Source organism: Synechococcus sp. R55.4, assembly GCF_047461935.1.
In the GTDB taxonomy this organism is placed as follows: Bacteria; Cyanobacteriota; Cyanobacteriia; order Thermostichales; family Thermostichaceae; genus Thermostichus.
Map to the genome: position 1 here is coordinate 22,594 of NZ_JANSIF010000033.1, position 11,184 is coordinate 33,777.

Genomic DNA, 11,184 nt, shown 5'->3' on the forward strand with positions numbered 1-11,184 from the left:
AACTAGTGCTGACCTACTGCCTGCAGATGCTCATAGGTGCTGGGCCAGAGGGGGGTAGGGCTTTGCAAAGGGCGCTGCAGCGGCTGCACCACTTGGCTACTGGGGGTGGAAACCATCACCGTGCTGGGGGTGAACAAAAAAATGTTCTCTCCGATGCGCTCTTGGTGGCCATCGATGGCGTAGGTGCCGCCGGCAACGAAATCCACAGAGCGCTGCGCCTCAGCGGGATCCATTAGGGTCAAGTTCAGGATCACCGTCTTGCGCTCCCGTAGGTACTGGATAACCTGAGCCATCTCATCGAAGCTGCGCGGCTCCATCACCACCACTTCACTGGTGGGTGGGTTTACGCCCGGTAATCCAATCACGTTGCTCCCCATACTGCCCCCTGCTGAGCGATCCCGATGCTGACTGCGCCGATGGCCCCGCGACTCTTCTCGACCGGCAGAGCCCTCCCCCGCTTCCACTCCCCGTTGCCGCCGCCCTCGCGGAAGGGTACTCACTTCCTCCTCTTCGGGGGGAGCAGCCGGTTGGGAACGGCGTCCCTCGTAGAGCAGTTGGTAATCATCCTGCCCTTCCATTTCAGAGTACTCCTCCAGGCCGTCCACGGGATCATTCAGACCCACAAAATCTCTTACCCTGCTCCAGATTCCATTGACATTCATATGCACATCCTCACTACAGGTCATGGGTTTACGGCGAGCGTAGGATTCAGGCTCTTGATTGGAGCCTGAGTGGCTCACTCAAGCTAGGGGGCGTCCTTTTATTCTCGGTCAAAGTCTTTCAATAGGCTGAGACAGGGTTTGCTCAGGAAGCTGCCGAAGCAGGTGGGGGCTAACGTAGGTTAACAAAACCCCATTGATTCGACGACTAGAGTTTACCCAGAAGAAGTGAAGATGTCATCTCACTTGCCAAGCCGTTGTTTGGCAGGATTGAACTCTGCTCCCCGTCTGGATTGAGCCCACGTTAACGGAAGTAACGCAAATGATTGCGAATTTCCGCAAAATTTCCCCAATAGGGCAAATCCTGGGCGGGATCCCCCCGCTTTTGATCGAGCCAAGCCAAACTCTCGCCCCGAAGGTACCCCGCAGGGCGACTCCGGAGTTCGCGGCTTTACACAAAATTTAATCACAATTTAACGGCTTCACAGAGGCCACATCTATTCCTGCTCGGCGTCGGCAAACAAAGCACGCCCCAGTCGGATCAAGTTAGAGCCTGCTGCCACCGCCAGGAGGTAATCGTCGGACATGCCCATGGAGAGGGTGTGCACCTGCAGATGTTCATAGCCGCTGCGCTGGATGTAATCGGCCAGTTCGGCCAGCTTGCGAAACAGGTCTAGGGCCGCCTCTGAGCTCAAGCCCAAAGGCAAAATGGTCATCAGGCCCACAATTTGCACCTGCAGCAGTTGGTTCAGTTCGGGGAGGCTCTGCAACAGATCGGGGATGGGCCAGCCAAATTTATTGGGATCCGGAGCCAATTTAACCTGCAGGCAAAGCTTGGGGGTGAGGTGCAGCTCCCAGGCTTTTTGGTTGATCAGCTTGGCCAGGCGCAAGCTATCGACGCTGTCGATCCAGGCAAATTGCTTAAGGGCTGGTTTGACTTTGTTGGTCTGCAGATGCCCAATTAAGTGCCAAACAATGCCGGTCAGATCCTGCAGTTGCCCTTGTTTGACGGCGGCCTCTTGCACTCGACTCTCCCCAAAGTGGCGGATCCCAGCCCGATAGGCGGCGCGGATGTGGTCGGCACTGTAGCCTTTGCTCACTGCCATGATCTCCACATGGTCTGGGATCTGGGCTCGGATGGCCTGAATGCGGCTGTGGATGAGCTGCTCGTCAAGGGGCATCGTCAGGTCAGCAGGCCGGGGATCTCTATCCCCATTCTCGTTCCAATTGGCAACAATGCTCTGGGATAGATTTTTGCAGAACCCAGAGCCAACGGGCTGTCCGCTACCGCTGCCAGGGATCCGGTCGGGAGATGATCACGCGGGTGCCGGGCGCCAGTTTGCGCGCGTAGTCCAACTGCACCACTTCTGGGTTTTGCTTCAGGGCTTCCCCCTGGAGGCGAATGGCTTGGGCTTCTCCTTCTGCCAGGATCACCAATCGTTGTTTTTCCAGCTCTGCTTTTTCCACGAGGAAGCGTTCCCGCTCTTTCTCTTGCTCGGCAATTTGCTTTTGCTCGATGGCCGTTTGGAATTGGTCGGAGAAGCGGACATTGCGCAGCAGCACGTTTTGCAAGATCAGGTCATTCTCAGCAAAAATGCTGGAGAGCTGCCGCTCCACATTTTCCTGGATCTGCTCGCGTTCTTCCGAGAAAACGGCGATGGCGCGGTGCAAAGCCAGTTCATTGCGCACCACCGTCTGCACCTCTGGGCGAATCACTTTGTCCACGTAGGAAGGGCCAATGGTCTGGTGCAGGTGGGCCACTTGGTCGGGATCCAAGCGAAAGCGCACCGAGACATCGAGGGAGATCTGCTGGCCGTCGGCGCTGAGCACTTTCAACGCATCATCCCCCTGGTTTTCGGAGCGTTGGGAGGCCATGGTGTAGGTTTGGGTGCGCACGTCGTAGAAGATAGGCGTTTCCACCAGCGGCAGCAGGAGGTGCAGCCCTTCTCCCAGCGGCTGCGGCTTCAGCCCCGTCAGGGAGTTGAACACCACGGCCCGTGTGCCGGCAGGCACCACCACCAAGCACTGCAGCAAGGTGGCCAAGAGGATCAGCAGCAATGCCCCACCCACCAAGGGAATCCAGGACAAAGCGGGAAGTTCAAAAGCAGGACGACGGGGGTGGGCCGATTTCACAGGTGTGTTACCCAAAAACCTAAAGAACTCGAACAGGTGCCCCGGGGATGGCCGGCCAAGCTCTTCTTGAGCTTAACCCAAGGCCGCAGCCAAGATCTGATAGGCCAGTTTGGCGACCGTGAAGGCGCTGCGGCGATCGGTTTCCCGTTCTCCCGTGACCGACAGCTCGACCACATCGGCGCCGACAATTTGCCGTTGCTGTCCTAGCGCCCGGATCAGCTCCACCGTCTCCCACCAGCCCAAGCCGCCAGGTTCGGGGGTACCGGTGGCTGGCACAACAGCGGGATCCAGCCCATCCACATCCACCGTCAGGTAAACCTGGGGGCCCAAGGTGGCGATCACCTCTGGGATCCACTCCTGGGCTGGCTTGGTGTGCAAGCTGTGGGCAAAAAAGGTGTGCAGACGGCGCTCGCGAATGGTCTGGCGGTCTTCGGCGCAGATGGAGCGGATCCCCACTTGGGTGAGGCGGCTGCCCACTTGCTCCACCACGCGGGCCATGGCAGAAGCATGGGAATAGCGGGATCCCTCGTAGCTATCTCTCAGGTCGCAGTGGGCATCGATTTGCAGGACGTGCAGCTCCGGATAATGGGGCAGGTGGGCAGCAATCAGCGGCCCGCTGATGGAGTGCTCCCCACCGATGGAAAGCAGGAACCGCCCCGGTCTCACCCACTCGGCAGCGCGACGCTGGATTTCGGCCATAGCCAGCTCCTGGGCGGAAGATCCCAGACCTTCCAACTCCACCGGGGGGGCCGTCCAGTAGCGGGAGATCTCTTCCGAGAAGTCGGGGTGAAGAGCTGGCTGGCGATCCCGTACCTCGTCGTAGATCTCCACATAGGCAGAAGCCTGCAACAGCGCCTGAGGGCCTTTGGCGGTGCCTTTGCCATAGGAGGTGGTGGCCTCGTAGGGGACGGGCAGGAGAATTGCTTGGGCCATCTCCGGATCCGGCTCAGGCAGGCCCAGGAAGGGGAAGGGAGAGCGATACATGATGGCTTGCAAGAAGGGATCCCTATTCTATTGAATCTATTGAAGAATTGTGGTGAGCCAAAAGGACTGGGATGATGGGGTAAAGAGGGATCCCTTGTGGGATTGAGGCAAACCCTCTAGACTGAGCAAAGGCTTCCCCAAGCCCAGTTTTAGCAGCCATTTGTTTTCACTCCTCTTAGACTGCCTTTCCACAAGCTGACGAGCCTATGACCACTGCCTCTCACGCTGCTCTTTTCGACGCTCTGGCCCAACGTCGGGCCCTCAAGATCATCAGCGGTCTACAAAACTTCGACCTGCAGTCGGTTCTGAGCATCACCCGCGCCGCCCAACAGGGAGGGGCCACTTGGGTGGATATCGCTGCCAGCCCCGAATTGGTGCAGCGGGTACGCGCCCAGATCGATCTGCCCATCTGTGTGTCGGCGGTGGAGCCGCAGCAGTTGGCCGCAGCCGTACAGGCAGGAGCAGACATGGCCGAGATCGGCAATTACGACAGCTTCTACCCTTCAGGCCGCATCTTCTCCGCAGCGGAAGTCCTAGACCTTACCCGCCGAACCCGCTCTCTTCTGCCCCGCACGCTCTTGTCGGTAACCGTTCCCCACACTCTGCCTCTGAATCAACAGGCAGAATTGGCCGAGAAACTGGAGGATCTGGGAGCCGATCTCATCCAAACCGAGGGCAGCACCAGTGCCGAGCCGGTTCACGGGGGATCCCTGGGCCTGATCGAGAAGGCTGCCCCCACCTTGGCCGCCGCCTATGAAATTAGCCGTGTCGTCTCGGTACCGGTTATCTGCGCTTCCGGCCTCTCGACGGTAACAGTGCGCTTGGCCATTGCTGCCGGCGCTTCAGGTGTAGGGGTGGGCAAAGCTGTCAGCCGGCTCCAGGATGAAGTGGCCATGGTGGCTCAAGTGCGGGCATTGGTGGAGGCCTTGGGAGGATCTCGGATCCCTGCCCTTGTCTAGGTCGATGTCTGACCGGTAAAAGTTGACCCTCTTGCGCCAGCGTGCGCTGGTGCATTTTTTTTAGATTTTCTTGGACAAGCAGGGAATAAGTAGGTAAGTAGGGCAGCTGAGGGTTGAGATCAGCCGCTAGAAGTTTTGCTGCTCACAAGTGCTTCACTTTCTTCCGCGTAGAGGTGGCATACCCGGCAATATCCAATTTGCGGCGGTTGCTACACTTGTCGTCCTTGCCTTCCCAGACCAATTCCGTCCGCAGCCGTCGCCCCAGTCATGTTCTGCAAAGATTCCAAGTCCTGAGCCGCATTGGGCAGACATGGTTGACAATGCGAGGGATCCCTTTTTGAACTGTCCATGAGCTGGCAACGCCCAGATAATCGCACCGCTGCTCAATTGCGCCCGGTTTCTTTTGAGCGCCACTTTACCCGCTATGCCCCTGGCTCGGTGTTGGTCAAGTTCGGCCATACCCATGTCCTTTGCACCGCCAGTGTGGCCGAAGAAGTTCCCCCTTTTCTGCAGAACACCGGCCAAGGCTGGCTGACGGCTGAGTACCGCATGTTGCCCGGAGCCACGCAACAACGACAGCCGCGGGAAATGTTGAAACTATCGGGCCGTACTGCCGAGATTCAACGGCTCATCGGGCGCAGTCTGCGCGCCGCCTTGGATTTTCGCAAGCTGGGATCCCGTACCATCACCGTCGATGCCGATGTGCTGCAGGCCGATGGCGGAACGCGCACCGCCGCGATCACAGGGGGCTATGTGGCTCTGCACGACGCCATCACTTGGCTGTACAAACAGGGGGCGCTGGATCCGGCCCAGGGATCCCCGCTGCGGCAGCAGGTGGCGGCCCTTTCAGTAGGAATTGTGCAGGGAGAGGTACTTGTGGATCTGTGCTATGTGGAAGACAGCCAAGCCGAGGTGGACATGAACATTGTTATGAACGAGCAGGGATCCTTCATCGAGATCCAGGGCACTGCCGAAGCCGCCTGCTTCAGTCGCCCGCAACTGTTGCAAATGTTGGAGATGGCCCAAGCCGGGATCCAAGAATTGCTACAAGCCCAACGGCAGGCTCTCAATTTAGAAAGATAGAGCCATAGCCGGACCCTAGCCTTGCAATGGTAATCCTTCAAGGCACTGCATATGGGATTGCATGGGTGTATATCCTGGTTGGCAAAGCGGTATTCCCTTGCTGTAAAGGAATGGCCGGGAAAGCTAAGATCAGCCAGTTGTTAAAATAAGTGAGCTCTCTGAAGCTCTCCTTTCGACGGTTTGAGCGTGTGGCTGAGGTGAATCGCTGCTCATTTGGCCTGAAGAAGTTGGCCCGGAGAACGCTGCATGTCCCGTTTTGTGTTCGGCTCGGAGGAACTTGCGCCACTGCTCAGGCAGCAAGGTTGGCGGTTTACCACTGGATATCTGCACATTCACCTCAAGGGACTGGATCCCTCTGAGGGTGCGGAACCCTGGGTGTTGACCTACTACCACGGCAGGCTGCTTTTTTCTGCCGATCAACCCCTCAACACGCAAATCCTGCTGAAACGACTCTCCCGCTTTATTCCTCGCCTCAACTTGGAATGGCCACAGCGGGCCATCTCGGTGGTACAAGAGCGCTTGATGAAAGACCATTCCTTACCTGAGCTGCTGGAGGCTATCACGCAATTGGGCCTGCTCAAGCCGGGGGAGCTGGAAGATGCCCTGTGGCTCAACCTGCTTACCGATTTCGACCGCTACCTATTCGAACGGGCAGGCACCTGTTACTTTGAGGTGCAGGAGCAGGTCGCCCAAGAGGCCCCCATTGGCGGGTTTGAGTTGGAGCCGCTGCTGCAAGAAGCCGCCCGGCGCCACGATCGCTGGGCAGATTTGAAGGTGGCGATCCCAACCCTGTTGGCGGTGCCGGTGGTCAATTGGGAACGGGTCAACCGCTACCGCATCACCGATGAGCAACGACAGAAGCTCCACACCCTCACCAAAGATGGCCAGTCGCTGGAAGCAATCGCCAAGAAGCTGTGCCGGGATCGGCTGGAGGTGGCCAATCTCTTTGCCTCCTGGGCGAAAAAAGGTTTGGTCAGCCTACAAACACCCCAAGAGCTGCTGCAGACCAAGCGCCACAACCCGATAACCATCTTGGCGGTGGACGACAGCGTGGTGATGCAGGAAATCCTACGGCAGTATTTGCCCAACTATCAGGTGATTACAACGGGCAACCCCGCCGAGGTGCTTCCTTTGTTGTTTCAGCATCGGCCCCACCTGTTGTTGATGGATATCGCCATGCCGGGGATCGATGGTCTAGAGCTTTGCCGCATTGTGCGCAGCTTAGAAGAGTTTAAGTCCCTTCCCATCCTGATGGTTACCGCTCGCGATGGTCTGCTGGCCCGCATCCGCGGCAAATGGTCGGGGGCAACCGCCTACTTGACCAAGCCCTTCAACGAAAGTCAGCTTAATGCAGAGGTGAAGCGGCTTCTGGCCCAACAGCCGCCTGCCCACAGACAAAATCCTCTGTCGGTTCAGGGAGGCAGAACAGGTCATCCTGCCCTGTTTCAGGGATCCCCCCGTTCCCTCGAGGATCGAGGATCAAGCCAAGGCGCAGTGTCCTTCTGAGTTGATCCCCGTCGCCATTGGCTTTCCTGTCAAAATCAACAAAGGTTTTATGTTAGATAAGAAGTCAACTCAAGAGACCATAACTTGTCTGGGCTGACTGCTAATATCAATGGATTGATAGCTCATTAGGACATGCCCAAAAGAGAAAAATAGGTTGCCGGGGATTTCAGAAACAAGAGACGAAGTAAGCATCCCATACACTGAAAACTTATCCGATCAACCTTCCTCATTGTCATCACGACCGGCTACTTCAATCTTTCTCAGGAACTGGCTTTTCCTCGCTGGCATTAGATGTCGTTTAAGCCTTAGAGAAGCCTCACAAGGCTTCTGGCAAAAGAGTCCATACTAAGGGTACCGACAAACAAGCCCTGAAGACATGAAAAAAGATCGAACAGGGTTCAGCAGGCACTTCTGAAGGCAAACCAGAAATATTAAACGCTGTCGTGGATCCCGGCAAGATCAATGAGAGGGAGAAATCAAGCAGAAATTGCTCAGGATCCATGGACAGGGATCCCAAGAATACGTAAAATCGAGTAAAGAATGTAAAGAAAACGCCACACTTCTCCAATTGGTCCCGATCCCCAAGGAGCATTATGCTGCGACTGGAACACATTAGCAAAATCTATCCCACCGGTGAGGTGCTCAAGGATGTGAACTGGGAAGTTAAGCCTGGGGATCGCGTCGGCCTAGTGGGAGTAAACGGGGCCGGAAAGACCACCCAGCTCAAGATTATCTGCGGGCAAGAAGAACCGACCAGCGGCGAGGTGATCCGCCCCGCCAACCTGCGCATCGCCTATCTCACCCAAGAATTTGGAGTGGATCCCGCCCGAACGGTGCGAGAAGAGTTCTGGACAGTCTTTCAAGAGGAAAACCGCATTCACCAAGAAATTGCCCAAATCACCCAACAGATGGAGCAGGCGGACGCGGACACGTTGGAAACCCTTTTGCGCCGTCTAGATCGTCTACAGCGCCAATTTGAGAGTTTACATGGCTATGAACTGGAGGCGCGTATTGAGAAAATCCTGCCGGAAATGGGGTTTGAGCCGGAGGACGGGGATCGGTTGGTAAGCGCCTTCAGCGGCGGCTGGCAGATGCGCATCAGCCTGGGGAAAATCCTGCTGCAAAAACCCGATTTGATGTTGCTAGACGAGCCGACCAACCACCTAGACTTGGAGACCATTGAGTGGCTGGAAAACTACCTCAAGAGCTTGACGATCCCCATGGTAATTGTTTCTCATGATCGAGAGTTTTTGGATCGGCTTTGCACCCAAATTGTGGAGACGGAGCGAGGAGTTTCTACGACATACTTGGGTAACTATTCTCAATACCTACTCCAAAAAGCTGAACGGCGAGAGGCACAACAAGCTGCCTACGAACGTCAGCAAAAGGAAATTGAAAGGCAACAAACCTTCATCGATCGCTTCCGGGCCAGTGCCACCCGCAGCACTCAGGCCAAAAGCCGCGAAAAACAACTGGAAAAGATCGAGCGGGTCGAAGCGCCCATTGGCGACGTGCGTACCCTCAAGTTTCGCTTTCCCCCTGCTCCCCGCAGTGGTCGCGAGGTGGTGAAGATCGAGAATTTGACGCACATTTATGGAGATAAGATTTTGTTTTTGGGTGCGGAGCTGTTGATCGAGCGTGGGGATCGCGTCGCCTTTCTGGGGCCCAATGGGGCAGGAAAATCCACCCTGCTGCGTCTTATCACCGGCCTAGAGCAACCTACCGAGGGATCTGTGAAATTGGGAGCACACAATGTGATCCCTGCCTACTTCGAGCAAAATCAAGCAGAGGCTTTGGATCTGAGCAAAACCGTCTTGGACACCATCCATGACGAAGTGCCCGACTGGAAAAACGAAGAAGTGCGCACGCTGTTGGGTCGCTTTTTGTTCAGCGGCGACGCCGTTTTTAAGAAAGTAGCGGCTTTGAGCGGGGGAGAAAAAGCCCGCTTGGCGTTGGCGAAAATGCTACTTCAGCCGGCCAACCTACTGATTTTGGATGAGCCCACCAACCACTTAGATATCCCGGCCAAAGAGATGCTGGAAGAAGCTTTACAGCATTACGATGGCACGGTGATCCTTGTTTCTCACGACCGCTACTTTATCTCAAAAGTGGCCAACAAGATTGTAGAGATTCGCAACGGAGAGTTGGTCGCCTACCAGGGCAACTATCACTACTATCTAGAAAAGATCGCTGAAGAGAAAGAGAAAGCCCGACAAGAGCGAATCGCTGCCGAAAAACGAGCCAAAGAGCGAGAAAAACAGAAAGCCAAAAAGGCAGCCGGCAAAACCTAAGGAGCCAAAGCAATGTTTACGGGTCTGGTTCGAAGTTTGGGCACAGCCCAGTTGATCAATTCTTCACAGCTACGGGTTACCTGTCCCCGGTTGCAACCTCAGTTGGCCTATGGAGATAGCGTGGCGGTGGACGGCCTTTGCCTGACGGTGGTGGAGATTCTGCCCGATGGATTTTTGGCCGATGTTTCGCCGGAAACCCTGCGGCGCTCGACTTGGGGCCAGGGATCCCTCGGCCCGCGCACAGTCAACCTGGAACCGGCGCTGCGGGTAGGAGACAAGTTAGGGGGGCATTTTGTCAGCGGCCATATCGATGGGGTGGGGCAACTGTGGGATCAAGCCGCCACTGGCAACGCCTGGGAGCTGAGCTTCAAGGTTCCTGAAGAGATCGGGCGTTACATCGTACCCAAGGGCAGCGTGGCGGTGAATGGGGTGAGCTTGACCATTGCTGAGGTGCGCCAAGGGGGCTGCTGGTTCAAGGTGGCTGTGATCCCCCAAACCTACCGCGAGACCAACCTTTCTCAGCTCCAAGTTGGGGATCCCGTCAACATAGAGGCGGATATTTTGGGCAAGTATGTGGAAAAATTACTGGGCTTGCTGCCCCCCGAGAGCAGCGTTTCTCTGGAGTTTCTGGCCGAGCATGGCTATATCTAGGTACCTTTCCCATGATCCACCCCGAGGAAGTTGAGCGCCTGCGCGGCGTAAATGTTTATCTCATTGGGATGATGGGCAGCGGCAAATCCACCGTGGGATCGGAGCTGGCAGCCCAGTTGCGCTTTCAATTTTTCGACACCGATGGTCTGGTGGAGCAGGTGGGGGGTTCTTCCATCGCTCAGATCTTCGCCGAGCATGGGGAAGCCTACTTCCGGGATCTGGAGACGCAGGTGTTGGCCCAGTTGAGCAGCTACACCCGGTTGGTGATCGCCACAGGCGGCGGCATTGTGTTGCGCCCCAAAAATTGGAGCTACTTGCACCATGGCCTCACCGTTTGGCTGGATGCGACCCCCGAGCTGATTTGGCAGCGGCTCAAGCGGGATCCCGGCCAACGCCCCCTGCTGCAAACCCCCGACCCCCAAGCTGCCCTGTACAAGCTGATGCAAGAGCGAGAGCCGTTCTACGCCCAAGCCGACGTGCGGGTGCCTATCCGGTCAGAAACCAGCCCGCCCCAGTTGGTTGAACAGATCTGGCAAGCCATTCGCGCCCGCCTGCGAGACGGGATCCCCTCCTAGCCACCTCGCGCCCAACACAAAAAGGGATCCCATGAGGGATCCCTGAACTCTTTAGTTTTTGATTTTTGATTACTCAAGATTCGCCGGGAGCGGATCCCTGACGCAGCCAGGGTAGCTTCCTTTAGAGCGCGTTGCCGCGGGGGAGGACTTCTTCAGGGAACTCAAAGCGCTCATGCGGCTGATCCTGCGGCGCCATCCAGGCCCGAATCCCCTCGTTCAGCAAAATGTTCTTCGTGTAGAACGTCTCAAACTCCGGGTCTTCCGCTGCCCGCACCTCCTGACTGATAAAGTCATACGCCCGCAGGTTCAGCGCCAACCCCACTACCCCAATGCTCGACATCCA

11 protein-coding genes are annotated in these 11,184 nt (G+C 56.7%); 6 read left to right on the plus strand and 5 right to left on the minus strand.

Features of this window, described 5'->3' with window-relative positions; translation table 11 throughout:
• Positions 1-2: 2 nt before the first annotated feature.
• The 4 genes from NW842_RS08860 to speB all read right to left on the minus strand — a co-directional run bounded on the left by NW842_RS08860 (position 3) and on the right by speB (position 3,788).
• Positions 3-578: a cell division protein SepF gene (locus NW842_RS08860; protein ID WP_414351079.1), complete on the minus strand. Its 576-nt coding sequence runs from the start codon at positions 576-578 to the stop codon at positions 3-5.
• Between the two features lie 578 nt (positions 579-1,156).
• Positions 1,157-1,840, minus strand: a complete 684-nt coding sequence (locus tag NW842_RS08865) for a YggS family pyridoxal phosphate-dependent enzyme (protein WP_414417874.1) — start codon at positions 1,838-1,840, stop codon at positions 1,157-1,159.
• A 103-nt stretch (positions 1,841-1,943) separates the two neighbouring features.
• Entirely contained in the window at positions 1,944-2,792 is an 849-nt protein-coding gene (locus NW842_RS08870) for a prohibitin family protein (protein ID WP_414417875.1), read from the minus strand.
• 72 nt (positions 2,793-2,864) lie between these two features.
• Positions 2,865-3,788, minus strand: coding sequence for an agmatinase (gene speB / locus NW842_RS08875; RefSeq protein WP_414417876.1), 924 nt, complete (start codon positions 3,786-3,788; stop codon positions 2,865-2,867).
• 194 nt (positions 3,789-3,982) lie between these two features.
• On the opposite strand from speB, the gene NW842_RS08880 reads away from it, so the two are divergent.
• The 6 genes from NW842_RS08880 to NW842_RS08905 all read left to right on the plus strand — a co-directional run bounded on the left by NW842_RS08880 (position 3,983) and on the right by NW842_RS08905 (position 10,841).
• Positions 3,983-4,735, plus strand: a complete 753-nt coding sequence (locus NW842_RS08880) for a DUF561 domain-containing protein (protein ID WP_011433343.1) — start codon at positions 3,983-3,985, stop codon at positions 4,733-4,735.
• A gap of 348 nt (positions 4,736-5,083) precedes the next feature.
• A complete protein-coding gene (gene rph, locus NW842_RS08885; protein ID WP_414358226.1) occupies positions 5,084-5,818 on the plus strand; it encodes a ribonuclease PH in 735 nt (244 codons plus the stop codon).
• Positions 5,819-6,064: 246 nt separating this feature from the next.
• A complete protein-coding gene (locus tag NW842_RS08890) occupies positions 6,065-7,324 on the plus strand; it encodes a response regulator (protein WP_414417877.1) in 1,260 nt (419 codons plus the stop codon).
• Positions 7,325-7,917: 593 nt separating this feature from the next.
• Complete coding sequence (locus tag NW842_RS08895) at positions 7,918-9,615, plus strand: ATP-binding cassette domain-containing protein (protein ID WP_414332172.1); 1,698 nt, start codon at positions 7,918-7,920, stop codon at positions 9,613-9,615.
• 12 nt (positions 9,616-9,627) lie between these two features.
• Positions 9,628-10,266 carry a riboflavin synthase gene (locus NW842_RS08900; RefSeq protein WP_414332173.1) on the plus strand — a complete coding sequence of 213 codons (639 nt, stop codon included), beginning with the start codon at positions 9,628-9,630 and terminating at the stop codon, positions 10,264-10,266.
• 11 nt (positions 10,267-10,277) lie between these two features.
• Positions 10,278-10,841, plus strand: a complete 564-nt coding sequence (locus NW842_RS08905) for a shikimate kinase (RefSeq protein ID WP_414374890.1) — start codon at positions 10,278-10,280, stop codon at positions 10,839-10,841.
• A 121-nt stretch (positions 10,842-10,962) separates the two neighbouring features.
• Here NW842_RS08905 and NW842_RS08910 read toward each other — a convergent pair.
• On the minus strand, positions 10,963-11,184 hold a 222-nt coding region (locus NW842_RS08910), incomplete at its 5' end, for a photosystem II protein D2 (protein WP_414417878.1).